The following is a 26,307-nucleotide window of genomic DNA, read 5'->3' on the forward strand; positions in this document are numbered from 1 at the left end:
CCGGCAACCCGCACCCAGGAGAACGGCCACACCACCACAGGACACGCGCCCTGGGCTCGACAACAGCACATCCACCTGCGCTCCTGCGATGATCGGGAGGTGACCGCATACGTGATCTCCGAGGTCCAGATCGTCGACGAGTCATCGGTCGGCAGGTACCAAGCCCTCGCGGAAACGTCCATCGCCCTCTACGGCGGGCGCTACCTCGCCAGAGGTGGCACGACCGAAGTCGTCGAGGGCGCCAGACCCGCCGGACAACGCGTGATCGTCGCCGAGTTCCCCTCCATGCAACGCGCGCACGAGTGGTACGCCTCGCCCGAGTACGCCGAAGCCCCTCCGGGTGCGGGAGCAAGCGCTCGACAGGCGCGTCACCTTCGTCGACGGCCTGTGACGGACCAGCAGGGGAGCACCAGCGAAGACATCGGCCGTTCCAGCCACCCCTGAACACGGCCCGACCACCGACCTGGCCTCACCTCAAGTGCCGGACGAGGAACTGCGTGGCCGCCAGTCCTTCGGACGCCGGGACCCCGGTATGCCCGCCCATGTTGGCGTGCAGGGACTTCTCCGCCGAGCCGAAAGCGTCGAACAACTCCAGCGACGCCTGCCGATCGTTGCCCTCATCATCCCACTGCAACAGCACGTGCAGCGGAACACGCACCCGCGCGGCCTCCCCGAACATCACCTGAGGCACCAGGCTCCCGGCGAACAGCACCGCCGCCGCGATCCGCGGCTCGGTCACCAACAACCGCACACCGAGCGAGATCACCCCACCGGACAAGCCCACCGGACCACCGATCTCCTGCAACCCCAGCACCGCGTCCAACAACGCCCGCGCCTCCGGAACCGCCGCATCCACCAGCGGCAGCACCAAGGAGTCCACGAGCTCGTCACCGACCGGCTCACCAACCGCCCTCAACCGCCGCAGCTCGGAGCGGGCCCGCTCCACACCCGGCAACGGCGGCCGATCACCGCTTCCCGGAAGCTCAAGGGCAACCGCGGCCAACCCCTCCGCCGCGCAGGCCTCCGCCCGGGCAACCAGCCGTGAACGCATCGCGGACAAACCCAGGGGAGGGACACCGAGCAGAACCACCGGCACCGGCTCGCTCACCCGTGCCGGCGTCCAGACAAGACCGGGAACCCCGGCCAAGGTGAAACCGCGCTCGACAACACCGCCATCAAGACGGGACTCAGAAGTGAAATGCATGGTCGTGCCCTTCAGGAGTCGCTACAACGGCGCTCCCGGACGACCTGCCTATCGCCCGACCTCGGCCCGGGAAGGGAGCACCCACGTCAACACTGCGATCACGGGTACCACCTCCTCGAAACACCGCACGGCCGCCGAAAACCTAGCACTCACCGACCGCCCGCCCCACCGATCGCCCCCACGCTCCCGCTCATCGTGCTCTCACCCGGCTTCACCCAACCCCGCGCCGCGCTCACCGGCCTCGCCGAAGACCTCGCCAGCCGCGGCTACACCGTCGCCGCCATCGGTCACAACCACGAAGCCGACGCCACCGAATTCCCCGACGGACGCCTCACCACCTGCATCGCCTGCGAGGCCAACGACCAGGCCACCGTCCAACGCACCCGCGCCGACGACGTCACCTTCCTGCTCGACGAACTACCCCGACGAACACCACTGCGCCCGAACCGGATCGGCATGGCCGGCCACTCCACCGGAGGCGCCACCACCACCCAGGTCCTGCACAACGACCCCCGCGTCACCGCGGGGGTCAACCTCGACGGAACCTTCGCCCCACCCCTCACCGAAGACCTCGACCGACCCTTCATGCTCATCGGCACCCCCGAACACCGGCCCGGCGGCATCGACCCCACATGGGACACCAGCTGGACCCACCTCACCGGCTGGCGACGCTGGCTCACCGTCGCAGCGACCGACCACTCCTCGTTCACCGACTTCTCAAGCCTCTTCGAGCAGCTCGGCAGCAACCTGCCCGGCGAAGGCCTCCACAGCCACCGCACCACCCAGATCACCCGCGACTACGTCGCCGCCTTCTTCGACCAGCACCTGCGCGCAACACCGCAACCACTGCTGGACGGCCCCACGCCCGAAAACCCCGAAGTCACCTTCGAACACCGATGAACGCGACTCACCGTCGCAGGCTCGCACGACGCGAATCCACCGCCAGCGCCACCAGACCCGCGGCCGCGCCCCAGCCCGCGTTGACCACCAACATCATCACCACACCGATCCCACCGGGCGTGGCCAGCGGACCCGTGAGCTCACCGTCCAGCACCGGCGAGAGCACCGCGCTCAGCGCCACGGCCAGCACCGCGTACACCAGGCCCGCGCAGGTCAAGGTCAGCACCGGACGAGGACTTCGCCGCCACACCACCACAGCGACCCAGACGACCGAGATCAAGACCGTCAGCAGCACCGGCCCGACCGGCCTGCCGATCAGGTCCATCCCGCCCGTGATGTTCAGCAGCAGCCGCACCAGGGCGAACATCCCGAGCAGCACGATCAGCGACCAGTTCAACCGAAGAGGCATGGGCGAAGTCATGCCGCAAAAGCTAGGCACCCGCCGACGCCCACGACTCCGGGAAGCACCCGATCCCACCCTGAGACCCGGCGAGGCCGCTCACGGGGTGTGTGGTGGGGGTGGGTGGGGAAGTTTTCATGAAAACTTCCCCACCCACCCCCACCACACAGGAACTTTCCCGATCAAGCTCTCGCCACCGAAAATGAAACATGTTCTACTTGGGTGCATGGCGATCACGCATGAACCCGACGACGAATGCGACGTCCTCGTCATCGGATCCGGCGCAGGCGCGCTCACCGGCGCCTACACCGCCGCCCGAGAAGGACTGTCAGTCATCGTCGCTGAAGCATCAACCCACTTCGGCGGCACCACCGCCTACTCAGGCGGCGGCATGTGGTTCCCCTGCAACGCCGCACTCCAACGCGCAGGCGACACCGACACCCTCGACGACGCCCGCACCTACTTCCACGCCGTCGTCGGCGACCGCACACCCACCGCCCTCCAGGACGCCTTCCTCAACACCGGCGCCCCGCTCGTCGACTACCTCGAAGCCGACACCGGCTTCAAGTTCGCACCCTTCCCGTGGCCCGACTACTTCGGCTCCGCACCCAAAGCCAGCCCCACCGGACGCCACATCATGGCCAAACCCGTCAAACCCGAGAAGCTCGGCGAACTCCGCGACCACCTGCGCCCACCACTGGGCACCGAACGCGCCGGAGAACCCCTGCCCGACGGACTCTTCGGCGGCCAAGCACTCCTCGCACGACTGCTCATCGCCCTGTCCAAACAGCCCAACACCGAGCTGCGACGCAACGCCACCTGCGACGAACTCCTGCTCACCGACGGCAGAACCACCGGCGCCGTGGTCACCCAGGACGGCCGGCGCCGCCACATCCACGCCCGCCACGGAGTCCTCATCGCCGCAGGCGGCTTCGAGCACAACCAGCCGATGCGCGATGAACACGCCGTCCCCGGCACCAGCCGAGACGCCATGGGCCCACCCAGCAACCGCGGACTGGCCACCCTCGCCGGCATCGCCGCAGGCGCCGACACAGACCTCATGTCCGAAGCCTGGTGGTCACCCGGCATCACCCACCCCGACGGCACCTCCACCTTCTCCCTCTGGCTCACCGGAGGGATCTTCGTCGACCAGCACGGCGACCGGTTCGTCAACGAATCCGCCGCCTACGACCGCATCGGCCGCGAAGTCCTCGGCCGCATCGCCGCCGGCCGCATGAACCTGCCGTTCTGGATGATCTACGACGACCGGGCAGGGGAGAGGCCCCCGGTCCAATCCACCAGCGTCCCGATGGGGCCCACCCAGGACTTCGTCGACGCAGGGCTCTGGCACACCGCCGACACCCTGGACGAACTCGCCGCCAAGATCGGCGTCCCCGCCGAGAACCTCGCGCGCACCGTCGAACGGTTCAACACCTTCGCCGCCGACAAGACCGACGAGGACTTCCACCGCGGCGACGAACCGTTCGACCGCGTCTTCACCGAAGGCGCCTCACCGCTCGTCCCCATCGAGAAAGGCCCCTTCCACGCGGCAGCCTTCGGAGTCTCCGACCTCGGCACCAAGGGCGGCCTGCGCACCGACGAACACGCCCGCGTGCTGGACACCCGAGGCCAGGTCATCCCCGGCCTCTACGCAGCGGGAAACTCCATGGCTGCGGTGTCCGGAACCACCTATCCCGGCGGCGGAAACCCCATCGGCGCCTGCATGGTCTTCAGCCACCTCGCAGCCCTCGACATGGCAGGGCGCAGGGGAGGGGAGTAACCGTTCGCCGACGAAAATGATCACCATAGGTGACTGGTGGCGCAGATCAAGCCTCGCCCGTTCACCGTAATGAAGCAGCCATGCGGTGAATTACCCACCAGTTGACCTATCCAACATCACTACGCGTAGCTAGTCTCGCGACTCCGTAATCCATCAGTGGCGACCGGAGAGCGAGGGCGTCGTGTTCAAGTTCAAGATTGAAGCCATCCACAAGGGCGTGACGCACAAGGGGTTTTGGTCCTTCTCGAACAGCCGAGTCGAGACCGTGTGCGGCAAGACCCTCGCTGAGGGAACGTACAGGGACAGGAACGCGCTCGTGTTGTACAACGCCGACTGCTCGGACTGCCTTAGCAAGCGCTGATGCGTGACTGAGCAGCCCCTGCAACATACACGGGCACCTGGTCGTTGATAGGGGCCGAAAAACTTCACTTAACATAATGTGCATTATCGGCATTACGGGCACCTGCGGCGGTGAGCTGAGAGGGGCTGCTGCGCAGTGCTTGTCGACTGTTTCGCCGTGGACGTCGACGTGTCACGCGGCGAGCCCGTGCAGCTGCTGCTGTTGCCGCAGGGCGCTGGTGGTGAGCCGTCGGCGGCCGGGAAGTTCCGACTCAGGTCTTCGGAAGCCGCAGCGGATCAGCTTCGAAGGCCCCGGCCGAGCCTTGGCCGCAGGGGCGGCGTGGTGCGCCGAGCGCTGTGGCCGTCCGGCCCACCGACCGGTATCTCCCCTTGTCCATCGGAGCCCCTAGCGACCCCTAATAGCGTCACAGTGACGTAAGTGGGTTGGTCTGGCTGGACCTCGAAACGTGGCTCTGGTCAGGGCATCTGGAGTTCATCGACCAGTTGATCACCAGCCGCCGAGGCGTGGCCGGATTGGCGGTCGCCGGGCGCGGCACAACGCAGGGTCGTGACGGCGACACGGCGAGATCGACGATGCGGCCAGCGTGGGCGGCGGGAGGCTGACCCCGGGATCGCGGTGGTGCTTCGATCCCCCGGGAGACGACGTCCGCAGACTCGGGGTTGGCACATCTCCGATTGATGGATAACGTAGATTATGCAGCACTTATCATGATCGACTTATCAAACACGCTGCGGCAGAGCAAGTCTGGTGAGCAACTCGGGCGCGTTGCTCACCACAGCGCCTGAGGGTTTCCTCGCCGCGCGGCTCCCCGCCTCCAGCGCGAGACCTCCTGCCGCTCCCCTCCCCGAGAATCCCCTGGCCCTCTACCCCACCCCAGCTTCTCGAACACGATTCGAACAGGCCCTCGATGGCTCCGCGCTGCCCCCTGACCTGCGACGATCAGCCCGCTACGGGCGCCAGCGGGAGGCGTATCCGGGGCGGTCGACGTAGGGCAGGCCGAGCAGGGCCAGCGTGGGGCATCCGCGCTGATCCTCCGGCGGGTAGCTCTGCCCGAGGGTGTCGCACGGTCCGCGCCCGGTGCCGCAGTCGTGGTGCTGGGCGAGCACGCGGGTCTTGAGCTCGCATTCCCGGAACCCGCGCTGGGGGCCGATGTGGCAGCGGTGGACGGCGTTGCCGTTCTCCTCGTCGTGGCGGTCCTGGCCGTGCAGCTCCAGGTCGATGTGGATCTGGCGGCGCAGGAACTGGACGAAGCGGTCCATCGTTGCGGTCTCCCCTGGTTCCCCGTCCGGGTCTGGCCCGGTGTCGATCTCGGTCCACAGCGGTGACGCGCGAAGGCTCGGGTGATGACGTGTTGCGGCGGAATTGTCGTTTGGTGACTTTCTTGCGAACTCATGGCGGCTTATCGCCAGGAATTCCCCATCGCGTGATCGGCTGCGTAGCGTGGCGATCCCCGGGGGCACGGGCCCTGTTTCGTGATCGCTGACCGGATTTCGGGAGTGGGAAGAGTTATGGCGCAACGACAAGTACGAGTGGCTCGACGTGCGGTGCTGGCCGGCGGGCTCGCGGTGTCGGCGGTGGGTTTCACCGGCCTGCCCGCGGGTGCGGCGGTGCGGAGCTCCGCGGCTCCGTCGATCTCCTCGACCTCGGACTGGAAGGCCCGGGACGCCTCCGGCTCGATCGAGGTGTTGGACTCGAAGCCGACGAAGATCATCGTTCACCACACGGCGACGCCCAACAGCGACGACACCTCGCAGTCGCACGCCTTCGAGTTATCGAGACAGATCCAAGACTTCCACATGGACTCCAACGGCTGGTCGGACACGGGCCAGAACTTCACCAACTCCCGCGGTGGCCACCTGATGGAGGGCCGGCACAAGAGCCTTTCCGCGCTGCAGGGTGGTTCGCAGCACGTCAAGGGTGCGCACGCCGGTGAGCAGAACTCGGTGGCGCTGGGCATCGAGAACGAGGGCACCTACACCTCGGCGTCGGTTCCGGGTTCGTTGTGGGATTCGCTGGTGTCGTTGTGCTGCTACATGGTGTCCCAGTACGGGATCGAGGCGGGGGCGATCTACGGGCACCGGGACTACATGTCCACGGAGTGCCCTGGTGATGTGCTCTACAAGCGGTTGCCGGAGTTGCGCGAGTCGGTGGGCAAGGCGACGGGCAAGGTCGTGGTGCAGCCGTTGAGCTGGACGTTGTTGCGTCCGGGTGCGCAGGGACCGAACGTGACGGCGTTGCAGATGCTGTTGGGTGCGCGTGGGTTGTCGGTGCCGGTGGATGGCGTGTTCGGCGAGGCGACGCAGCGTGCGGCGTCGCAGGTGTCGGTTGAGCGGGGTGCGAGCGGTCCGTCGTGCTTCGGTGCGCGGTTGGATGAGCCGGGGTTGTTCGGTGGGTTCGCGTGGGAGGCGGTGACGCCGGGGCTGGGTTCGGGTTCTGGCGGTGAGGCGGTGCGTGCGGCGCAGGTGTTGTTGACCTCGCGTGGGCATTACGTGCCGGTGGATGGCGTGTTCGGTGACCGGATGGTCGCGGCGGTGCGTGATTTCCAGGCGGCGAGCGGTCTGGTCGTCTCGGGTGGTGTGGATCGGGCGAGTTGGCAGGGTTTGCTGGCCTGATCCCTCTCCTCTGGTGTGTGCCCGGGGTGGATCGCGGTGCGGTCCACCCCGGGTTCTTTCATGCGCGGGTGATGCGGAGGGTGCGGATTTCGAAGGGGCGGAGTTTGAGGGGTGTGTCTGGTGGTTGGGGGTCGTGGGTGGGGCGTTCGAGGAGGTCGGTGCGGGTGATGGTGGCTGCGGGGAAGCTGGTGGTGAGGTGGGTTCGGGCTTGGGCGCCTCGGGCTTCGTAGAGGCGGACGATGAGGTCGCCGCTGTGGTCGTCGGCGAGTTTGACGGCTTCGGTGATGACGTTCGGGTTGTCGAGGGTGATGAGGGGTGTGACGGGGTGGGTGCCGTTGCGGGTTCGGGTGGGGAGGTTGATGCGGTAGCCCTGGCGGGCGGATTCGGTGATGTCGGTGCCGATGCAGAGGGCGTATTTGAGGGTGTGGTGGCCGTGGTCGGTGTCGGGGTCGGGGAATCGGGGTGCGCGCAGGAGTGAGAGGCGGACGGTTGTGGTGGTGGCGCCGTCGTCTCGGGTGTGGCGGGTGACGTCGTGGCCGTAGGTGGAGTCGTTGACGAGGGTGTGGCCGTAGCCGGGTTCGGCGACGTGGAGGTAGCGGTGGGCGCAGATCTCGAAGCGGGCGGCGTCCCATGAGGTGTTGGTGTGGGTGGGGCGCATGACGTGGCCGAATTGGGTTTCGGAGGCGGAGCGGTCGGCGTGGACGTCGAGGGGGAAGGTGGCTTTGAGGAGCTTCTCGGATTCGTGCCAGTCGATGTCGGTGGTGATGTCGAGGCGTTTTTCGTCGGGGGGCATGGTGAGGGTTTGGGTGAGGGTGGAGTTGCCGAAGCTGCGGTGGATGACGATGGCGTCGTCGGTGGTGTGGAGGGTGTCGATGTCGGTGAGGTCGTGGGTGGTGTTGCGGTAGAAGCCGTCGATGTCCCAGGCGTCCCAGTGGTTGGGGTGGTCTGGGTGGAGTTGGAGGAGGTTGGCGGGGGCGGCGAGTGCTTCGCGGTCGTTGTGGTGGTCGTGGATGGAGGTGATGAGTCCGCGGGTGTCGATGGTGGCGCGGATGTGTCCGTTGTCGAGGGTGGTGGTGCCGTCGGGTTGCGTGTGCGGGGTTGTGGGGGTGGTGTGGGGTGCGGGTGCGGCTCCGAGGGCGGGGATGCCGTCGTGGGTGTGGGGTGTGGGGTTGAAGGTGATGGGTTGGTCGCCGTCGCCGGTGAGTGCGTGTTGGGCTTGGTCGATGAGGGTGGTGAGTCGGTGGGCGATGTCGGTGTAGGTGGCTTCGGCTTCGCGGTGGACCCAGGCGATGGAGGATCCGGGGAGGATGTCGTGGAATTGGTGGAGGAGGACTTGTTTCCAGAGGGTGTCTAGTTCGTCGTGGGGGTAGGGGGTGCCGGTGTTGAGGGTGGCGGTGGTGCACCAGAGTTCGGCTTCGCGCAGGAGGTGTTCGCTGCGGCGGTTGCCTTGTTTGGTGCGGGCTTGGGAGGTGTAGGTGCCGCGGTGGAGTTCGAGGTAGAGCTCGCCGGAGTAGACGGGTGGTTGGGTGTGGTCGGCTTGGGCGGTGGTGAAGAACTGGGCTGGGGTGTGGAGGTGGACTTGGGGTGAGCCTTCGAGGTTGTGGGTGCGGTGGGCGCGTTCGAGCATGTCGCGGGTGGGTCCTCCCCCGCCGTCGCCGTGGCCGAAGGGCAGGAGTGAGTGGTTGGCGTAGCCGTGTTCGGCGTAGTTGTTCTGGGCGCGGGCGAGTTCGGCTCCGGTGATTTCGGCGTTGTAGGTGTCGGCGGGTGGGAAGTGGGTGAAGATGCGGGTGCCGTCGATGCCTTCCCAGTTGAAGGTGTGGTGGGGGAAGCGGTTGATCTGGTTCCAGGAGAGTTTTTGGGTGAGGAACCAGGTGGAGCCGGATTGGTGGATGAGTTGTGGGAGTGCGGCGCTGTAGCCGAAGGAGTCGGGTAGCCAGACTTCGCGGGTTTCGATGTTGAATTCGTCGAGGAAGAAGCGTTTGCCGTGGATGAGTTGGCGGGCGAGGGCTTCGCCGCCGGGCATGTTGGTGTCGGATTCGACCCACATTCCGCCGACGGGGATGAATGCGCCTTGGTTGATGTGGTGGCGGACGCGGTCGTAGAGCTTGGGGTGGTGGTCTTTGATCCAGGCGAGTTGTTGGGCCTGGGACATGGCGAAGTGGAAGTCGTGGTGGTCGAGCAGTGTGGTGACGTTGGCGATGGTGCGGGCGACTTTGCGGATGGTTTCGCGGATGGGCCAGAGCCAGGCGGAGTCGATGTGGGCGTGGCCGATGGCGGAGATGTGGTGGGCGCTGGGGTGTGCTGGTGAGGTGAGGACGTCGGTGAGTTGTGCGCGGGCTTGGGTGGCGGTGCCGGGGATGTCGTGGAGGTCGAGGGTGTCGAGCATGCGTTCGAGGGCTCGGAGTATGTGGTGGCGGCGGGGTGAGTTCTCGGGGAGTTGCCGCATGAGTTGGTCGAGGACTTCGGCGTCGTGGTGGAGGGCAGCGGTTTCGGTGTGGCGGAGGGCGATGTCGGCTTGGTGGAGTTGGTAGAGGGGTGGGCCGTTGGGGGTGGGTTTGTCGCCGAGGTGGGTGGGTTGGAAGCCGCGGGGTCCGAGGATGTCGGGGTTGGCGGCGGCTTCGACGTAGATGGTGTGGGTGCCGGGGGTTGATGGGAGTGGGAGGTAGGTGTTGAGGGGGTTGATGGCTTTCAGCGGGGTGCCGTCGGGGGTGTAGCAGAGGCCTTCGCATTGGAAGCCGGGGCGTTCGTCGGTGGAGCCGAGGTTGATGAGTGCTTCGACGGTGTGGCCGGCCCAGCTTTCGGGGATGGTGGCGGTGAGCCGGAACCAGGCGGTGCCCCAGGCGGGTCCCCAGGGTTGGCCGATGTGGGTGGGTTCGTAGGTGGCGTTGAGGGCTTCGGTGACGTCGACGGGTTCGCCTGGGGTGTGCCAGACGGCGATGTCCATGGGTTGGGTGTGGGTGTGCTGGGCGGGTTTGAGGCGTTGGTGCAGGACGCGGTCGAGGCGTTGTTCGACGATGTGGCGGTCGTCGTGCATGGGGCGGCTCCGTGGCTCGGCGGGTGGGTGTGGTGCTGATCATGCTGGCACATGGGTTGGGGTGCGTCCGAGGTGAAATCTGCTCGCTTTTGGGTGGTGGTGGTTGCGGTTGCCGGTGGTGGGGGCAGCACGCATGCTCTGCGGTGTTGTGGGATTTCCTCGATGTGGAGGGCGGTTGGAGATGGCTACCTGCGAGGTCTGCGGGAATGACTACTGGATGAGTTTCGAGGTGCGCACCGTGGGCGGCGGGGTCCACGTGTTCGACTCGTTCGAGTGCGCGGCGCAGCGGTTGGCGCCGCAGTGCGAGCACTGCGGGTGCCGGATCCTGGGTCATGGTGTGGAGGCGAGCGGGCGTTTCTTCTGCTGTGCGCACTGTGCGCGTCAGTCGGATGTGGAGGTTGCCGCCGAGTTGCGGGATGCGGTGGGGGCGCATCCGGTGTGATCGCTACTCGGTGTGGCGGGGGTGTTCGTCCGTCGGAGTGTGACCGCTTGCTCCTTGTTGTGACCGTTCTGTTATGTCACGGTTGAAACACGCGGACGACCTGCGACGACATCCGGGGTGACGGGGATGAACTCGGCCGGATCAGTGGGTTTCCGCGGATCCGGGTGTTGACAACGAGCGGGAAGACCGTCAACTCCACATCAGTCCCAATGAAGCAGTATGGAGGTCGCCGTATGGCAAGCATGGTTCGCTGGCTGGGCGGTTTCTCGCGGGAGCTTTCACGCGCCCGCGCGACGATGCGCCGTCACCCCCGCTCGCAGGCCTTCACGCGTTTTCCGCGTGGGTGAGGTCCTGGTAGCGCACAACCGAAGATGACTTCACGTCTGCCGCGTTCCCGGTATCCGGGGGCGCGGCAGACGTCGTTTCGGGGTGCGGGTGCGAAGATGGTGCGGGCTGTCGGGGTTCGCGCCGTCGGGGTTCGCGCTGTTGGGGTTCGCGCTGTTGGGGAAGGGTTTTCGTGGATCGGGATGAGGTGACCGGGCGGTTGCGGGCTGCCGGGTGCGTGTTCGCCGAGGACGAGGCGGAGCTGCTGCTGGGCGAGGCCGGCGGCGATGAGGTGCGGCTGGAGCGGATGCTCGCCGAGCGCGTGTCGGGGTTGCCGTTGGAGCAGGTCGTGGGGTGGGCGTGGTTCCGGGGTGCGCGGATCGTGGTGGCGCCTGGGGTTTTCGTGCCGCGGCGCCGCACCGAGCACGTGGTGGAGCTGGCGGTGGAGGCGTTGGGTGCCGGTGATGTGGTGGTGGACGTGTGCTGCGGTTCGGGTGCCGTGGCCTCGTCGGTGCTGGCGGAGTGCCCGGATGCGGTGGTGTGGGCGGTGGATGTCGATGAGCGCGCGGTGGGGTGCGCGCGGGTGAACGTGGTGGGAGGCCGGGTGGCTGCGGGGGATCTGTTCTCGCCGTTGCCCTCGGAGCTGTCGGGGCGGGTGCGGGTGATCACGGCCAATGCGCCTTACGTGCCCAGCGGGCAGGTGGGGTTGATGCCGCCGGAGGCGCGGGATCACGAGCCGCGGGTGGCTTTGGACGGCGGGGCGGATGGTCTTGCGGTGCAGGCGCGGGTGATCGCCGAGGCGCCGCGCTGGTTGGCGGCGGGTGGTGTGCTGCTGGTGGAGACCTCGCGGGAGCAGGCGGCGGGGACCGCGGAGTTGATGAGCGCGGCGGGTCTGGTGCCGTGGGTGTCGCGGTGCGAGGAGCTGGATGCCACGGTGGTGCGCGGGTTGGTGGCCTAGGGTTCCGCCACTCCCCTGCCCGATCTGGGGTTCCCGGCAGGGGATTGGTGCGTTGCGGGTTCGGCTCGGGCGTGGCCGGTGTTTGCGGGGTTGGGGGCGGTTTTGGTCCGAACCGTCCATGATCGATGTCGGCTTTGCCCGGTCAGTTCGGACCAAAACCGCCCCCTGGTGAGCTCCGGGCGCGACCGGCTTTCGGGCTCACCGGGGACGGGTCGTTTCAGCCGAGGGCTTTGTGGTGCTTGGCGGCGAGGGTGAGGTACTGCTCGACGGAGAGCTTCAGGGCGGCCTGCTCGTCGTCGGTGAGTTCGCGGCGGACCTTGCCGGGGGTTCCGGCGACGAGGGAGCCGGGTGGGATGTCGGTGCCTTCCAGCACCACCGCCCCGGCGGCCACCAGCGAGCCGGCGCCGATGCGGGCTCCGTTGAGCACGACCGAGCCCATGCCGATGAGGCTGCCGGATTCCACGGTGCAGCCGTGCAGGACGGCGCGGTGTCCGACGGTGACCTCGGGGTGGATGTCGGCGGGGAATCCGGGGTCGGCGTGGATGACGCTGCCGTCCTGGATGTTGGTGGCCTCGCCGATGGTGATGTTCTCCTGGTCGCCTCGCAGGACGGCGCCGTACCAGATGCTGGCGCGGGGTGCGATCGTCACGCGGCCGATGAGGCTGGTGCCGGGGGCGACGAAGGCGGCGGGGTCGATCTCGGGGGTGATGCCGTCGACGGTGACGGTCAGCGGCTCGTTCAACGGGGGGTCCTTTCGGTGCTGCGCTGGTCGGCGAGCCAGGCCAGCGCGACTTCGGTGTGTCCGTCCACTTTGTCCTCGATGCCGTCGAGGAAGCTGCGGTCTCCGTGGGTGGCCAGTTCGTCGAGGACGGCCGCGGGGTCGCCGGTGTCGATGATCTCCAGCAGGTGGGAGTGGCGGGCGACGTCGCCGTCGAGGGTTTCGTGCTCCTCGCGGGCGCGGCGGTTGAGGGCCATCGACAGCATCAGCTGGAGTTGCAGCGAGCGGTAGGCCTCTTCGAGGCGGGCGTGCCCGGACAGTCCGACGACCGAGACGTGGAACTCGAAGGAGCGCTCGAGGTAGGCGGGGCGGTCTCCGTTGCGGGCGGCGGTGGTCATCTCCTGCAGCGCCTGGTGGCAGCGGGCGCGGCGGGCCGGGTCGGTGACCGGGACTCCCAGGCGGATGGCGAGGCGTTCGAATTCGGCGCGCAGGGTGCAGATCTCGTAGATGTCGTGCAGCGTCAGCGGGGTGACGATCACGCCCTTGCGGGGGACCTGGCGCACGAGGCCTTCGCGTTCGAGGACGCGCAGGGCTTCGCGCAGGGGTGGCCGGGAGATGCCGAGCTGACCGGTGAGCCGGTTCTCCACGATGCGCTGGCCGCACAGCAGGTCGCCGCCGACGATCATGCGCCGCAGGGTGGCGGCGGCGAGTTCGACGAGGCTGGGTGGCCCGACGATGTGCGGGGCGCTGCTGGGGTTGTCCACGGATCCGGTCACGGTTCTCCTTCATCGCTCGCCGCGATCTTAGTTGCCTCGGGTGGAGCAACCTGTGGCGTCGAGGTTGTCAGCCCTCGTCTGACTGCTGTAGACAAAAGTCAGGTGAGGCCGATCACGGTAGTCGCCGTGTCGCCCCGGTGTGGTGGGAGGCGTGGATGAACACCCGATCAGAGTCAGCTCCGCTGGCCGGTGTGCGCGTGGTCGAGATCGGCGCGTTCATGGCGGCGCCCTACGCGGCGATGCAGCTGGCCGACCTCGGGGCCGACGTGGTGAAGGTGGAGAACCCCTCGGGCGGTGATCCGGTGCGCCAGACCGGGCCGTTCCTGCAGGGCCACTCCTCCCCCTTCGTGCGGCTCAACCGCAACAAGCGTTCCGTGGCGGTGGATCTCAAGACCGAGGAGGGAAAGCGGCTGCTGGGGCGGTTGCTGGACACCGCGGACGTGCTCATCGAGAACCTGCGTCCGGGGGCGTTGCGGGCCTTGGGCTTCGGGCCCGAGGTGGTGCGCGAGCAGTACCCGCGGCTGGTGTACGTCGCGGTGTCCGGGTGGGGGCAGGACGGTCCTCTGGCCTCGCAGCCGGGGCTGGACATCATGGCCCAGGCCCGGGCGGGGCTGATGAGCATCACCGGCGAGCCGGGCGGTGCCCCGGTGAAGGTCGGGGTCCCGGTGTGCGATCTGGTGTGCGGCCTGTACGCGGCGATGAGCGCGATGGCCGGGTTGCGGGCGCGGGAGCGCACCGGGCAGGGCCAGGTCGCCGACGTGTCGTTGTTCGAGGCCGGGGCGTCGCTGGCGGTGTGGGAGGCCGGGACGTTCTTCGCCACGGGTGCCAGCGGCCGCAAGCACGGTTCGGCGCATCAGAACAGCGCTCCGTACCAGGCGGTGCGCTGCGCGGACGGGTGGGTGACGGTCGGTGCGACGACGCCGAAGACGTGGCCGGCGTTCTGCGCGGCGCTGGGGTTGGCGGAGTTGCTCGACGACGAGCGCTACGGATCCTCCTACGACCGCTATCACCACCGGGAGGAGTTGATCGCCGCGATCGAGCGCACCACCGCTGGGTGGTCTGCGGCGGAGGTCGTGGCGGTGCTGGTGGAGGCCGGGGTGCCGTGCGCGCCGATCGCCGAGACCGGTGAGGTGTTCACCGACGAGCACCTCACCGAGCGCGAGTTCTTCTGGGACGCCCCGCATCCGGAGCTGGGTGCGGTGCGTCAGATCGGTTCGCCGATGCGGTTGTCGTCCACCCCGCCTCAGCGGGTCTCGGCGGGGCCGGTGCTGGGTGCCGACACCGCGCAGGTGCTGGCCGAACTGGGTGTGGGTGCCGAGGAGATCGCCGGGCTGGCGCGGGCGGGGGTCATCGGCGAGTCCTGAGGAGTCGTGCGGCGCGAGCTCGAGGAGGAGCGATGCGTGCGTTATCCCTGATCATGGCGGTTCTCGCGGGTTCCGGTGTGCTGGCCGGGTGCGGTGGCGGGTCGTCCGGTGAGGATGCCGCGGGTGCCGGGCGCCCGGTCGGGCCGGTGACGATGGTGGTGCCATTCGCCGCCGGGGGCGGCAGCGACATCGCCGGGCGCGCGGTGGCCGACGGGCTGGTGTCGGTGACCCCTGGCCTGTCGGTCAGCGTCGACAACCGCGACGGCGGGCAGGGCGCGGTCGGCTACTCCTACCTGTTGGGCAAGACGGGTTCGCCGCAGTACCTGCTGGCCACCGAGACGTCGCTGCTGTCGTTGCCGGCGTCGGTGGAAGTGGCTTTCTCGCACCGCTCGTTCACGCCGATCATGAAGGTCGGCGACGACTACACGATGCTGGTGGCCCGGCCCGACTCGCCGCTTGAGAGCTGCGCGGATGCCGTGGCGCAGGCCCGGCACCGGCGGTTGCTGGCGGCGATCTCCGGGGCGATGGGCCCGGATGCGGTGGTGTTCTCCCAGATCCGCGCCAAGACCGGTGCCGATGTGGACACCGTGCCCTACGAGGGCGGTGGTGAGTCGATGGCCGCGGTGCTCGGCGGGCAGGTCGAGGTGGCCTCGCTCAACCCCAGCGAGGTGATCGGGCAGCTGCGGGCCGGTGAGCTCAAGGCGTTGTGCGTGTTCGCCGACCAGCGCTACACCTACCCCGAGCTCGCCGGTGTTCCCACGTCGGTGGAGCAGGGGGTTCCGGTGGTGTTCGCGCAGTTTCGCGGGGTGATCGCCCCGGGCGGGCTCAACCCGCAGGCGCAGCAGTTCTGGGTGGCCGCCGCGCGGCGCTTCGCCGACTCCCCCGCCTACGACGACTACGTGGCCTCGGAATTCCTGCAGGCGCGACCGGCTTTCGGTGCGGAGTTCGGCCACTACCTGGCCGGCGCGCAGGGCGAGCTGGAGCAGGTGGTGAACCGGTGAGCACCGATCGGGCGCAGGTGTGGACGTGGATCGGCCTGGTGGTGCTGGGCGCGGGGGTGGCGATCTCGGCACCGGTCTACGGGGTGTTCGGCGAGCAGGGCCGCATCGGGCCGGGTTTCGTGCCGTTGGCGGCGGGCGGGGTGCTGGCGCTGCTGGCGGCCGTCCTGCTGCACCGGCAGCTCACGGGCCCGGCCGTGGCGCGCGACGACGAGGCGGGTGCGGACGATTTCGGGCGCACGGCGCGGGAGCGGTCGTGGATCCTGCGGCGGGTGTTCGTGCTGCTGCCGGTGACGGTGCTGGCGGTTCCGCTGCTGGGCATGGTGGTGGCGTTCGGGGCGCTGGTGCTGGTGATCTCCACCTGGCTGGAGGGCAGGCGCCCGGTGCCCTCACTGGTCTTCGCGGTGGCCGCGGCCGGCGCGGTGTGGCTGATCTTCGCGGTGGTGCTCTCGGTGCCGCTGCCGACCGGGATCTTCGGGTTCTAGGAGCTGTTTATGAATTGTTTTGCTTGGCGGTGCGGGTAGCGGAACCTGAGCGCCTTCGTGGACTCCGTGCGCCGCTCCTTGAGTATGCCAATACGAGGCGTCCCGGCGTACTCGCCACGAAGGCGCTCAGAACCCGCGGCGGTGCGGGCTGAGTCCCACACCTGAAACAGCGGCTCCGCCGCATTCCTAAACAGCTTCTAGGGCGGGGAGGTGAGCTCGGTGCTGGAGAACCTGCTGCTGGGCGCGTCGACGGCGTTGACGCCGACGAACCTGCTGTGGTGCTTCGCCGGGGTCGTGCTGGGCACGGTCATCGGGTTGCTGCCGGGCATGGGGTCGGCGACCGGGGTGGCGATCCTGATCCCGCTGACGTTGACCGTCGAGCCGGTCACGGCGCTGATCCTGCTGGCCGGGATCTACTACGGCGCCCAGTACGGCGGCACGATCACCTCGGTGCTGCTGTCCACCCCGGGCGAGGCCGCCAGCGTGGTGACCACGTTGGACGGTTACCAGATGGCGCGTCAGGGCCGGGCCGGTGCGGCGCTGGCGATCGCGGCGATCGGCTCGTTCGCGGCCGCGATCCTGTCGCTGGTGCTGCTGGCGGCGCTGGCACCGCCGATCGCGCAGGTCGCGTTGCGGTTCGGGCCGCCGGAGAACCTGGCGGTGATGGTGCTGGCGCTGGTGACGATGGTGGTGCTCACGACCGGTTCCACGCTGCGCGCGGCGGCCATGGCGTGCGTCGGGGTGCTGATCGCGTGCGTGGGCATCGACGCGGGCACCGGTCAGGCCCGCTACACCTTCGGCAGCATCAACCTGCTCTCCGGGATCCCCTACGTCGAGGTCGTCATCGGCCTGTTCGCCGTGGGCGAGGTGCTGCACCAGGTTCGGGTGGGCGGGGCGCGGCCGATCCGAGCCCGTTTCGCGGATCTGGTGATCCGGCGCCGCGACATCCGCGACTCGGCCGGTGCGATCGGGCGCGGCAGCCTCATCGGTTTCGCCCTGGGAACGCTGCCCGGCGCCGGATCCACCCTCGCGTCGTTCCTGGCCTACGGGGTGGAGAAGCGGGTGTCGCGCAACCGCGCGCAGTTCGGCCACGGCGCCATCCAGGGTGTGGCGGCACCGGAGAGCGCCAACAACGCCGCCGCCAACGCCAACTTCATCCCCACCCTCACCCTCGGCATCCCCGGTGGCGCGACCACCGCGGTCCTTTTGGGCGCGTTGACGGTCTACGGCATCCAGCCGGGCCCGCTGCTGTTCACCGAGCAGCCCGAGCTGGTGTGGGGGCTGCTGGTGTCGTTCTTCATCGGCAACCTGATTCTGCTGGTGCTCAACCTGCCGCTGGCCCCGGTGTTCGCCCAACTGCTGCGAGTGCCCTACGGATTGCTCTACCCGATGATCCTGGTGACCAGCTTCGTCGGTGCCTTCGCCATCGACAACAACTTCTTCAGCGTCGTGCTCGTGCTGATCTTCGGGTTCGTCGGCTACGGCATGAAGCGCCTGGAATTGCCGATGGCGCCGCTGGTGGTGGGCGTGGTCATCGGCGGGCTGATGGAGAAAGCGCTCGTGCAGTCCTCGGCGCTGCTGGACGGCAACATGTGGCTGCTGTTCACCCAGCCGATCGCCGTGGTGATCGGACTCGTGACCGCGGCCATGGCGGCCGCACCGATGGTGACCCGCCTCGCGGGCAGGAAGGAACGCACCGATGTCCGATGAACTGCTGGTGAGCGCCGACGGGCCCGTGCTGCGCGTGACGTTCAACCGCCCCGCCCAGCGCAACGCCATGAGCTGGGCGATGTACGACGGTCTGGTGTCCGCGATCGAACGCGCCGAGACCGATCCCGACATCCGGGTGATGGTGCTGCGGGGGGCCGGGGACGAGGCGTTCGTGGCCGGCACCGACATCGCCCAGTTCGCCGAGTTCACCAGCGGGGACGACGGGGTGGCCTACGAGCGGCGCATGGAAGCGGTGTTCGGGCGCCTGGAGGCCGCCACCGTGCCGACGGTGGCGGCGATCTCCGGGTTCTGCGTCGGCGCGGGCATCGCCCTGGCCGCCGCGTGCGACCTGCGGGTGTCGACCACCACGGGCCGCTTCGGGGTGCCCGTGGCGCGCACCCTGGGCAACTGCCTGGCGATGAACACCTACTCCATGCTGGTGTTCCACCTCGGTCCCGCGCGCACCAAGGATCTGCTGCTGCGGGCCCGGTTGTTCTCCGCCGAGGAAGCCCACGGCGCGGGGTTCGTCACCGAGCTGTGCCAGGTCGGTGAACTCGACGACGTGGTGGCGACGATGACCGACCGGCTGGCCGGGCACGCCCCCTTGACGATGTGGGCGGGCAAGGAAGCGGTCCGCCGGTTGCGGCTGGCCACCGTGCCCGAGGGCGACGACCTGGTGCGCACCGTGTTCGGCAGCGACGACTTCCACCACGGTGTCCGGGCCTTCTTGGACAAGACCCCCCACACCTGGACCGGCCGCTAGATTCCCTCGGCTTCCTGCTCGGTGATCTCGGTGAGGGCGTCGGTCAGCAGCAGCCACCGGGTCGGTTCGATCTCGCGCAGGAACTCCACGTCGTGACCGGCCACGATCAGCGCCCCTTCGAAAGCGCGCAGCGCGGACGCCAGTTGCCCGGTGGCGTCGAGGTCGAGGTTGTTGGTGGGTTCGTCGAGCATCAGCAGCTGCGGTGCGGGTTCGGCCAGCAGCACCGCCGCCAGGCTCGCCCGCAGCGCCTGGCCACCGGAGAGCGTGCCCGCCTTCTGCTGGGCGCGGTCTCCGGTGAACAGCAGCCGCGCCAGGTGCGCCCGCACCTCGTTGTGCTCAAGACCCGGTGCCGCCCGCGCCAGGTTGCCGGCCACGCTCAACTCCGGGTCCAGCACGTCCAGGCGCTGCGGCATCAACCGGGCGGTCACCGGCACCGACACCTGCCCTTCCAGCGGCGGCACCGTCCCCTCCAGCACGCGCAGCAGGGTGGTCTTGCCGGTGCCGTTGCCGCCCAGCAGCGCGATGCGTTGCGGCCCGTGCACCTCCAGCTCCACCCGGGCGTGGGAGTGCGGCAGCACCACCTCGCTCACCCGAGCCACATCGCGACCGGCGGGCACCCGCGTGGCGGGCAGGTCCAGGCGCAGGCGTTCGTCGCTGCGCACGGCCTGCTGCGCGTCGCGACGCTTGTCGCGGGCCGCCTGCAGGCGTTCCTGCTGCACACCGGTGAGCTTGCCGGCTGATTCCTGCGCGGCGCGCTGGCGGGCACCGGCGAGGATCTTGGGCATGTTCTCGGAGGCTTTGGCGCCCTGGCGTTTGCGGCGCGCCAGCTTCACCTGGCTCTCGGCCAGTTCGCGCTGCTGGCGGCGCTCGTCGGCCTCGGCGGCGCGCAGGTCGCGTTCGGCCGCGGCCTGCTGGGTGGCCACCGCCTGCTGGTAGGCGGAGAACCCGCCGCCGTGGAAGGTGATCTCCCCGGCGCGCAGTTCGGCGATGCGGTCGAGGTCTTCGAGCAGTTCGCGGTCGTGGGAGACCACGATCAGCGTTCCGTGCCGCCAGCCGCGCACCGCCTCGCGCAGCCGGTGGCGGGCCGGGCGGTCGAGGTTGTTGGTGGGTTCGTCCAGCAGCAGCACCTGGGGGCGGGCCAGCATCAGCGCCGCCAGGTGCAGCAGCACCGTCTGCCCGCCGGAGAGCTCCTCCACGCGCCGGTGCAGCCCGATGCCCTCCAGGCCTAGCCCGCCGAGCAGGGCCTGGGCGCGCTGTTCGACGTCCCAGTCCTGGCCGATGGTGTCCCAGTGCTCCTCGGTGGCCTCGCCGGCTTCGATGGCCGCCAGCGCGCGCAGCTTCGCGTCGATGCCCAGCGCTTCGGCCACCCGCACGTGCAGGCGGGTGGTGATGGTCTGCGGCAGGTAGGCGGGTGCGGCGGGCATGCTGATGGATCCGGCCGTGGGCGCCAGCTGTCCGGTCAGCAGCCGCAGCAAGGTGGTCTTGCCGCTGCCGTTGCCGCCGATGAGGCCGGTGGTTCCGGTGGGGAATCCGGCGTTGAGGCCGGTGAACACGCTGCCACCATCGGGCCAGGTGAACGTCAGATCACTGCAGGTGACCGTCGTGGGTGCGGGTGTGGACATGCGGGTCTCGCCTTCGCCGTGCAAGCAGGGGGACAACATGTGCGGCGAGCACCACGCGGCGAGGTTCCTGCGAGAAGCACCGGCGGAGTGCTGGCGTCCCGGTCACCGAGGTCGCATCCACGCGCACCGTCCACCACAACCCGTTCGCGAAAGCGCGGGGTCGTGCGGGGTGTCTCGCGTGGTGATCGCGGACCTCAGTCGAGCAACGGGCACCTCTCTCGGCGGCAACAGGACCTCACGGATGCTACCGGCACCCCCGCGGGGCCCGCACCCGAATTTTCAGCACATCCCCGCCAGCGCCGACACGGTCTTCCAGTTGCGGCAGGTCACCGGGGTTCCCAGGTGGCGTTGCAGCGTCGCGGTGGTCAGCTTCGACACGCCGACCCCCTGCGGGTAGTGCAGGAAGACCTCGCCGTCGCGGGCCATCGCCGACTCGCCGCCCGGACTCGGCAGGCCGCGCAACCGCCCGGGCGTCACGGGATCGAGCGGGAAGGCGACCTGCAGCTTCGTGTGCTCCACCTCGGCTCCGGCGAAAGGATGCCCGGACTCGACCACCGCCTGGAGCTGCGCGCCGGTGCGGACCATGACCTCGGTGCTCAACCCGTCGGCGGCCAGCGCCTCCCGCAGCGAGCGGGCCACCCGGCCGGGATCGTCGAGCGCGGCGGTGAACACCGCGTTGCCGCTCTGCAGGTAGGTGCGTGCCCCGGTGTAGCCGAGCTCGCCGATCAGCTCACGCAGCCGCGCCATCGGCAGCCGCGCGTGCGCACCGAGGTTGACCGCCCGCAACAACGCCACGTAAGTGCCCACCAGCAGATCCTGCCCGCCGCGAGCACCCCCGGCTAGTGGGAGGCCAGTTGCAGCGCGTCTTCGACGGTCTCGGCCTGCTCGAACAGCGCCGACAGACCGGTCAGCTCCAGCAGCCTGCGCACCGGCCCGGTGCCCGGCACCACCAGCAGCTGCACCTCGCGGCGGCCGGCGGCGTTGTAGGCCAGCATCAGCAGCTCCAGCGCCGCGCTGCTGGCGAACGCGACCTGCGAGAGGTCCACGATCGCGGTCTGCAGGCGCGCGGCCGTGAGCCGCTGGCGGACGATCTCGGTGATGCGCGGCAGGCTGGCCATGTCGACCTCGCCGCCGACGCTCACCAGCACCAGCCCTCGCCGGGGCCACTGCACGCGCACGGTTAACTCCGTGCGCCGCGCACCGGTGTCGAGGGCCGGATCGGCGGCGGCCCGCGGTGCGACGATGTCGCCGTCCCCGCGGGAGGCCTCTGCGGGCATGGATCTGGAGACGATCACGCTACCCCCTATCGTGGGCGAACTCAGGTGTCTGGTGCACGCACGCGCACCGCGTCGAGCAACCGCCCCTGCGCTGGGAAGATCGCATCCCGCCGATGCGGCCGGGGACGCTGCAACCACCGTAGGAGCCACCACCACCGGACAACAAGCGCTGCCACTTTCGTGTGAGACCAGGTCAGTGCAGGGCGGCGTCGAGGAAGTCGGCGATGAGCCCCCACGTCGCGGGCGCGCGGCCGGACACGCCTCCCCCGGCGGCGTGGTGGACCTGCCGTGGCGTGAAGTCGCGGGTCTCGTCGAGGTAGTCGTGCTCGTGCACCCGCCCGCTCATCTCGTAGAGCGTCGCGGGCACCCCCGCCGCCTCCAGCGCGCGCAGCAGCAGCGCGCTCTGGTGGAAGGGCACCAGCGGATCGCTCGCGCCGTGCAGGATCAGCCACGGCGGCCCGCCCGGGCGCACCCACCGCGACGGATCGGCCTCAGCGACCCGTTCGGGCACCGTCTGGATCTCCGCGCCGATCAACCGCGACTCCGGTGAGACGGCGTCGTCGTGCCCGCGCACACCACCGGTGATCCCGTTGAACCGCTCGATCGCTCCCTCGGGCATGTGGCCGTTCATCAGCAGGAAATCCGTCGGCCCGTACAGGTCGACGACCGCCTGCACCTCGCTGGAAACCCCTGCGGGCCCCAGGTCTCCCTCCAGCGCCACCACACCCGCGGTGGCGCCGAGCATGCTGGCCAGCCACCCACCCGCGGCGTTGCCCATCACCGCGATGCGCTCACCGTCGAGCCCGTAGCGCTGGGCCTGGGACCGCAACCACCGCACCGCCGCCTTGCCGTCGTGCACCTGGGCGGGAAACCGCGCCTGCTCGCTGGAGCGCACCGCCACCGCCGCCACCGCGTAGCCCCGGGCGCACAACGCGCGCGCCACCCGCTCACCACCGGTGTTGCCGTTGTCGGCCAGCCACGACGAACCCGCGCTCCACACCACCACCGGGCACGGGCCCGTCGCCTCGGCGGGCAGGTAGAGATCCATGCGGTGGGCGTTGCCGACCCTGGGCGCGTACACCAGCTCCCGCATCACCACGTACGGCTGCCCGCCGCCCGCGCGCGGTGCGGCGAGCATCCCCCACAGCCCCGCAGCACCGGCCGCCACGCTCAGCCAACCCAGCCGCACCCGCCACCACCTCCACACCGGAAACGATCAAGAACCCACCATGCCAAGATCGAACCCGTCTGGGAAGACGATCACCCGAACGCACCCGAGCGCTGGGCGGGAAGTGGCGAGTTCTCGCCGGGCGCGGCATGCCTTCCCCCCGCCACCGGCCGCCACACCTGCCCCACCGACAACCGCAACCGCCCGTCGTCGGCGTCCACGGTGACCTCATCACCGGCCGCGGCCTCACCGGCCAGCACCATCCGCGCCAGCCGCGTGTCGAGCTCCCGGGAGATCACCCGCCGCAACGGCCGCGCACCGAACTCCGGCTGGTGCCCGCGCTCGACCAGCCAGTCCACACCCGCCTCGGTCACCGACAACCGCATGCCCTTGGCCTCCAGCTGCGCGCGCGTGCGCTCCAGAAGCAGGTGCCCGATGCGGCGCAGCTGCTCGGTGCCCAGCGGCTGGAACACCACCACGTCGTCGATGCGGTTGATGAACTCCGGCCGGAAGAACCCGCGCAGCTCCTCCAGCACCACCGCCGCCGACGAGGACGCGTCCGCACCGGAATCCAGGATGCGATCGGCCCCCAGGTTGGAGGTCATGATGACCACCACGTTGCGGAAATCCACCAGCCTGCCCTGCGAATCGGTCAACCGGCCGGCATCCAGCACCTGCAGCAACGTGTTGAACACGTCCGGGTGGGCCTTCTCCACCTCGTCGAGCAGCACCACCGAGTAGGGCTGGCGGCGCACCCGGTCGGTCAACTGCCCCGACTCGCCGTAGCCGACGTAACCGGGCGGGGCGCCGATCAGCCGCGACACCGAGTGCTTCTCCTGGAACTCCCCCATGTCCAGGCGCAGCAACCGGCCCGGATCGCCGAACAACGCCTGCGCCAGAGCGCGCGCCAGCTCGGTCTTGCCGACACCGGTGGGCCCCAGGAACAGGAAGTTGCCGATCGGCCGCTCCGGATCGGCCAGCCCCACCCGCGCGCGGCGCACCGCCTCGGCCACCGCCAGCACCGCCGCGTCCTGGCCCACGACCTTGGCCCGCAGCTGCTCCTCCAGCGCCAGCAGCCGCGAGACGTCCTCGGCGCTGACATCGGCGACCGGGATGCCGGTGCGGGTGGCCACCACGTCGGCCACGTCATCGGCCACCACCGTCGGTTCGAACACCGCCGCCGACCGCACCTGCCCGCCGCGCCGCAACCGCACCCGGCTGCACGCCTGGTCCAGCAGATCCACCGCCTTGTCGGGCAGGAACCGGTCGGCGATGTAGCGCTGCGAGAGCTCCGCGGCCGCCTGCAACGCCGCCTCGTCGATGCGCACCCGGTGATGCGACTGGTAGCGCTCCCGCAAACCCCGCAGCACCACCACGGTCTCGGCCACCGACGGCTCACCGACCATGATCGGCGCGAAACGCCGCTCCAGCGCCGGGTCCTTCTCGACGTGCTTGCGGTACTCCTCCACGGTGGTGGCCCCCACCAGGCGCACCTCGCCGCGGGCCAGCGCGGGCTTGAGCATCGTGCCGGCGTCCATCGACCCCTCACCGGCACCGGCGCCGACGATGCTGTGCAGCTCGTCGATGAACACCAGCACGCTGTCGCGGTTGGCGCGGATCTCGGCGAGCACGTCGCGGAACCGCGACTCGAACTCACCCCGGTACTTCGCCCCGGCCACCATGCCCGCCAGATCCAGCGACACCACCCGCAGATCCGCCAGCGACCACGGCACCTCACCGGCCACGATCCGCCGCGCCAAGCCCTCCACGATCGCCGTCTTGCCCACGCCCGGGTCACCCACGAACACCGGGTTGTTCTTCGAACGGCGGCCCAGCACCTCCACGGCCTGCTCGATCACCTCGTCGCGGCCCACCACGGGATCGAGCTTGCCCGCTCGTGCCAGCTCCGTCAGATCCATCCCGAACTCGTCCAGCCGCGGCGTCAAGCTCAGCACGCTGCGGCCATCACCGCCCTCGCCGAGCTCGATGGCCCGCGCCAGCGCCCGCCCGGCCACCGAATCGGCGTCGGCGGCCAAGCCCAGCACCACGTGCCGCGCGCCGACCACGTCCGCGCCCTCCGACAGCGCCTGCCGGTAGGCCCCCAGCAGCGCGCGCCGCGCCGCGGGCGCCAGCACCGGCGAACCCTGCAGCAGCGGTTCCTGCACGGCGATCACCGCCGAACGCACCGCCTCGGCCAGCTCACCCACCCGCACACCCGAAGAGGTCAGCAACGCCGCCGTGGCCGGAACCTGCGTCACCGCCCACAGCAGATGAGCGCCGTCCAGCTCCCGCGAACCCCAGTCCACGGTGGCCCGAACCGCCCGGGACACCACCTCGTGCGCCTGCTCGTCGAGCAGCGTGCTCAACGCGGCCGACTGCGCCGCCGACTCACCCGAACCCGAGAGCACATCGCGAAACAGCGAATCGAAGGCGGCCGAGGAGTCTCCGGCACTGCCGCGATCCAACCGGGACACCTCCACACACGACGACCACCCGCCGCGCACCCGGCGACACCGGGCGCGGCAGGCGATGACGAACTTCCACCGGCGAGCACCGACCCCGCCCAGCACCGCAGCCTCGACCGGTGACAACGACCCACCGGGATGCCCGGCGCCCCTCGGCGTCGCCCGCAAAACCCCTGCGCACGGTTCCCCGACCGCGCCGGATGGTCGGCGCGGACCGCGCATGATCATTGTGGCACGGCCGGGCCGCGCACCCCTCCAGCGGGTGCGCGGCGCTCAGCTCGCGCGCTGTTGCGCCTGCTCTATGGCATCGGCCAGTCGCGAGAGCTCCTTGCCGATGTGCGACAAGCGCTCCGACATCACGCTCGCGTGCCCCGACAGCGGCCCGACGTGACCGGCCGCGCGCAGCCACTCGGTGACCCCCGACAAGCCACCCGACATGCCCTCCACGGTCAGCGAGAAACCACGCATGACCTTCTCGATCTCCTCGACGCTGTGCGCCACACCCGGATCGCGCAGCCGCTCACCCAGCGCCACAGTCGCCTCACCGACCTGACGGGCGACCTCCGAGGAGTAACCCGACTCGCCTCCCGCGTCCTCACCGCGTCTGCCCGAGCGACGCGACGGCGGGCCGTGCTTCCCCGCCTGTGACGACGAGTGGTCGGAATGTCCAGCGGCAGTCATAGCGAACCAATCAACCCGAATCCAATACCAACTCCACCCCGACCACCACACACCCCGGCGATCTGGCACGGGCTGTGCCGGATCCCGGGCTTGTCGCAGCACAGGAGTAGGTGCGGAGAGGTTAGCGCGTCGACGCCGAGCGTGGTGAAGGCGATGCGCAAGCATTATCTTCAGACCCCGCTGAACCCATCCCGGCCACCCCACGGCCCGCTCGACGCCACCAGCGAAGATCACCCACCGCGCCCGCCGCTGCGCGCATCGTGAA

At 69.4% G+C, this 26,307-nt stretch carries 23 protein-coding genes; 11 read left to right on the plus strand and 12 right to left on the minus strand.

All coding sequences use genetic code 11. The annotated features are described in order from the left end of the window. The first annotated feature begins 99 nt into the window (after positions 1-99). Positions 100-444 (plus strand): DUF1330 domain-containing protein, encoded by a 345-nt coding sequence (locus ACYVF3_RS22135; RefSeq protein WP_461156160.1) that lies wholly within the window; start codon positions 100-102, stop codon positions 442-444. 25 nt (positions 445-469) lie between these two features. On the opposite strand, the gene ACYVF3_RS22140 is transcribed toward ACYVF3_RS22135, so the two are convergent. Then, the gene (locus tag ACYVF3_RS22140) at positions 470-1,051 is read right to left on the minus strand and encodes a dienelactone hydrolase family protein (RefSeq protein ID WP_461156161.1); all 582 of its coding nucleotides are present in this window, start codon (positions 1,049-1,051) and stop codon (positions 470-472) included. 147 nt (positions 1,052-1,198) lie between these two features. Between ACYVF3_RS22140 and ACYVF3_RS22145 the strand changes: the two genes are divergently transcribed. Further along, positions 1,199-2,104 (plus strand): alpha/beta hydrolase family protein, encoded by a 906-nt coding sequence (locus ACYVF3_RS22145; RefSeq protein WP_461156162.1) that lies wholly within the window; start codon positions 1,199-1,201, stop codon positions 2,102-2,104. A gap of 7 nt (positions 2,105-2,111) precedes the next feature. On the opposite strand, the gene ACYVF3_RS22150 is transcribed toward ACYVF3_RS22145, so the two are convergent. Continuing rightward, positions 2,112-2,525, minus strand: coding sequence for a hypothetical protein (locus tag ACYVF3_RS22150; RefSeq protein ID WP_461156163.1), 414 nt, complete (start codon positions 2,523-2,525; stop codon positions 2,112-2,114). A gap of 205 nt (positions 2,526-2,730) precedes the next feature. Between ACYVF3_RS22150 and ACYVF3_RS22155 the strand changes: the two genes are divergently transcribed. Next, positions 2,731-4,284: an FAD-binding protein gene (locus ACYVF3_RS22155; RefSeq protein WP_461156164.1), complete on the plus strand. Its 1,554-nt coding sequence runs from the start codon at positions 2,731-2,733 to the stop codon at positions 4,282-4,284. Positions 4,285-5,592: 1,308 nt separating this feature from the next. Here ACYVF3_RS22155 and ACYVF3_RS22160 read toward each other — a convergent pair. After that, a complete protein-coding gene (locus tag ACYVF3_RS22160) occupies positions 5,593-5,904 on the minus strand; it encodes a DUF6221 family protein (protein ID WP_461156165.1) in 312 nt (103 codons plus the stop codon). A gap of 270 nt (positions 5,905-6,174) precedes the next feature. Between ACYVF3_RS22160 and ACYVF3_RS22165 the strand changes: the two genes are divergently transcribed. Then, positions 6,175-7,257 carry a peptidoglycan recognition protein family protein gene (locus ACYVF3_RS22165; protein ID WP_461156166.1) on the plus strand — a complete coding sequence of 361 codons (1,083 nt, stop codon included), beginning with the start codon at positions 6,175-6,177 and terminating at the stop codon, positions 7,255-7,257. 58 nt (positions 7,258-7,315) lie between these two features. On the opposite strand, the gene ACYVF3_RS22170 is transcribed toward ACYVF3_RS22165, so the two are convergent. Continuing rightward, positions 7,316-10,291, minus strand: a complete 2,976-nt coding sequence (locus ACYVF3_RS22170) for an alpha-mannosidase (RefSeq protein ID WP_461156167.1) — start codon at positions 10,289-10,291, stop codon at positions 7,316-7,318. 181 nt (positions 10,292-10,472) lie between these two features. Between ACYVF3_RS22170 and ACYVF3_RS22175 the strand changes: the two genes are divergently transcribed. Together ACYVF3_RS22175 and ACYVF3_RS22180 are read left to right on the plus strand one after the other, a co-directional pair. Further along, positions 10,473-10,733: a Prokaryotic metallothionein gene (locus ACYVF3_RS22175; protein ID WP_461156168.1), complete on the plus strand. Its 261-nt coding sequence runs from the start codon at positions 10,473-10,475 to the stop codon at positions 10,731-10,733. A 517-nt stretch (positions 10,734-11,250) separates the two neighbouring features. Then, positions 11,251-12,015: a putative protein N(5)-glutamine methyltransferase gene (locus tag ACYVF3_RS22180; protein WP_461156169.1), complete on the plus strand. Its 765-nt coding sequence runs from the start codon at positions 11,251-11,253 to the stop codon at positions 12,013-12,015. A 217-nt stretch (positions 12,016-12,232) separates the two neighbouring features. Here ACYVF3_RS22180 and ACYVF3_RS22185 read toward each other — a convergent pair whose 3' ends face one another. Then, on the minus strand, positions 12,233-12,757 hold the full coding sequence (locus ACYVF3_RS22185) for a gamma carbonic anhydrase family protein (protein ID WP_461156170.1): 525 nt from the start codon (positions 12,755-12,757) through the stop codon (positions 12,233-12,235). Next, positions 12,754-13,509, minus strand: coding sequence for a GntR family transcriptional regulator (locus ACYVF3_RS22190; protein ID WP_461156171.1), 756 nt, complete (start codon positions 13,507-13,509; stop codon positions 12,754-12,756). Before ACYVF3_RS22190 ends, ACYVF3_RS22185 begins: the two co-directional genes overlap by 4 nt. Positions 13,510-13,664: 155 nt before the next feature. Between ACYVF3_RS22190 and ACYVF3_RS22195 the strand changes: the two genes are divergently transcribed. The 5 genes from ACYVF3_RS22195 (at position 13,665) to ACYVF3_RS22215 (ending at position 18,829) form a co-directional block, all read left to right on the plus strand. Next, complete coding sequence (locus ACYVF3_RS22195; protein ID WP_461156172.1) at positions 13,665-14,873, plus strand: CaiB/BaiF CoA transferase family protein; 1,209 nt, start codon at positions 13,665-13,667, stop codon at positions 14,871-14,873. Between the two features lie 32 nt (positions 14,874-14,905). Then, positions 14,906-15,874 carry a tripartite tricarboxylate transporter substrate binding protein gene (locus tag ACYVF3_RS22200; RefSeq protein WP_461156173.1) on the plus strand — a complete coding sequence of 323 codons (969 nt, stop codon included), beginning with the start codon at positions 14,906-14,908 and terminating at the stop codon, positions 15,872-15,874. Beyond that, positions 15,871-16,356: a tripartite tricarboxylate transporter TctB family protein gene (locus tag ACYVF3_RS22205; protein ID WP_461156174.1), complete on the plus strand. Its 486-nt coding sequence runs from the start codon at positions 15,871-15,873 to the stop codon at positions 16,354-16,356. Before ACYVF3_RS22200 ends, ACYVF3_RS22205 begins: the two co-directional genes overlap by 4 nt. 219 nt (positions 16,357-16,575) lie before the next feature. Beyond that, positions 16,576-18,066: a tripartite tricarboxylate transporter permease gene (locus tag ACYVF3_RS22210; protein WP_461156175.1), complete on the plus strand. Its 1,491-nt coding sequence runs from the start codon at positions 16,576-16,578 to the stop codon at positions 18,064-18,066. Then, positions 18,056-18,829 carry an enoyl-CoA hydratase/isomerase family protein gene (locus ACYVF3_RS22215; protein WP_461156176.1) on the plus strand — a complete coding sequence of 258 codons (774 nt, stop codon included), beginning with the start codon at positions 18,056-18,058 and terminating at the stop codon, positions 18,827-18,829. The genes ACYVF3_RS22210 and ACYVF3_RS22215 overlap by 11 nt, the downstream gene beginning before the upstream one ends. Here ACYVF3_RS22215 and ACYVF3_RS22220 read toward each other — a convergent pair. The 6 genes from ACYVF3_RS22220 to ACYVF3_RS22245 form a co-directional block, all read right to left on the minus strand. Further along, a complete protein-coding gene (locus tag ACYVF3_RS22220) occupies positions 18,826-20,451 on the minus strand; it encodes an ATP-binding cassette domain-containing protein (RefSeq protein ID WP_461156177.1) in 1,626 nt (541 codons plus the stop codon). The two genes, ACYVF3_RS22215 and ACYVF3_RS22220, sit on opposite strands and share 4 nt — an antisense overlap. A 279-nt stretch (positions 20,452-20,730) precedes the next feature. After that, entirely contained in the window at positions 20,731-21,258 is a 528-nt protein-coding gene (locus ACYVF3_RS22225; protein WP_461156178.1) for a DUF1697 domain-containing protein, read from the minus strand. Between the two features lie 32 nt (positions 21,259-21,290). Next, positions 21,291-21,746, minus strand: a complete 456-nt coding sequence (locus tag ACYVF3_RS22230; protein ID WP_461156179.1) for an STAS domain-containing protein — start codon at positions 21,744-21,746, stop codon at positions 21,291-21,293. 175 nt (positions 21,747-21,921) lie between these two features. Further along, entirely contained in the window at positions 21,922-22,917 is a 996-nt protein-coding gene (locus tag ACYVF3_RS22235) for an alpha/beta hydrolase fold domain-containing protein (RefSeq protein ID WP_461156180.1), read from the minus strand. Between the two features lie 71 nt (positions 22,918-22,988). After that, the gene (locus ACYVF3_RS22240; RefSeq protein WP_461156181.1) at positions 22,989-25,361 is read right to left on the minus strand and encodes an ATP-dependent Clp protease ATP-binding subunit; all 2,373 of its coding nucleotides are present in this window, start codon (positions 25,359-25,361) and stop codon (positions 22,989-22,991) included. Between the two features lie 273 nt (positions 25,362-25,634). Beyond that, complete coding sequence (locus ACYVF3_RS22245; protein WP_145739155.1) at positions 25,635-26,042, minus strand: hypothetical protein; 408 nt, start codon at positions 26,040-26,042, stop codon at positions 25,635-25,637. Between the last annotated feature and the right edge of the window lie 265 nt (positions 26,043-26,307).

The sequence above is a fragment of the Saccharopolyspora tripterygii genome (genome assembly GCF_054778355.1).

What these genes read in the sequence shown, in the direction of transcription:
- ACYVF3_RS22220 (WP_461156177.1), bottom strand. Translation starts at nt 20,451, where the DNA reads ATGTCCACACCCGCACCCACGACGGTCACCTGCAGTGATCTGACGTTC.
- ACYVF3_RS22215 (WP_461156176.1), top strand. Translation starts at nt 18,056, where the DNA reads ATGTCCGATGAACTGCTGGTGAGCGCCGACGGGCCCGTGCTGCGCGTG.
- ACYVF3_RS22195 (WP_461156172.1), top strand. Translation starts at nt 13,665, where the DNA reads ATGAACACCCGATCAGAGTCAGCTCCGCTGGCCGGTGTGCGCGTGGTC.
- ACYVF3_RS22175 (WP_461156168.1), top strand. Translation starts at nt 10,473, where the DNA reads ATGGCTACCTGCGAGGTCTGCGGGAATGACTACTGGATGAGTTTCGAG.
- ACYVF3_RS22155 (WP_461156164.1), top strand. Translation starts at nt 2,731, where the DNA reads ATGGCGATCACGCATGAACCCGACGACGAATGCGACGTCCTCGTCATC.
- ACYVF3_RS22150 (WP_461156163.1), bottom strand. Translation starts at nt 2,525, where the DNA reads ATGACTTCGCCCATGCCTCTTCGGTTGAACTGGTCGCTGATCGTGCTG.
- ACYVF3_RS22200 (WP_461156173.1), top strand. Translation starts at nt 14,906, where the DNA reads ATGCGTGCGTTATCCCTGATCATGGCGGTTCTCGCGGGTTCCGGTGTG.
- ACYVF3_RS22140 (WP_461156161.1), bottom strand. Translation starts at nt 1,051, where the DNA reads ATGCGTTCACGGCTGGTTGCCCGGGCGGAGGCCTGCGCGGCGGAGGGG.
- ACYVF3_RS22245 (WP_145739155.1), bottom strand. Translation starts at nt 26,042, where the DNA reads ATGACTGCCGCTGGACATTCCGACCACTCGTCGTCACAGGCGGGGAAG.
- ACYVF3_RS22170 (WP_461156167.1), bottom strand. Translation starts at nt 10,291, where the DNA reads ATGCACGACGACCGCCACATCGTCGAACAACGCCTCGACCGCGTCCTG.
- ACYVF3_RS22145 (WP_461156162.1), top strand. Translation starts at nt 1,199, where the DNA reads ATGCATGGTCGTGCCCTTCAGGAGTCGCTACAACGGCGCTCCCGGACG.
- ACYVF3_RS22160 (WP_461156165.1), bottom strand. Translation starts at nt 5,904, where the DNA reads ATGGACCGCTTCGTCCAGTTCCTGCGCCGCCAGATCCACATCGACCTG.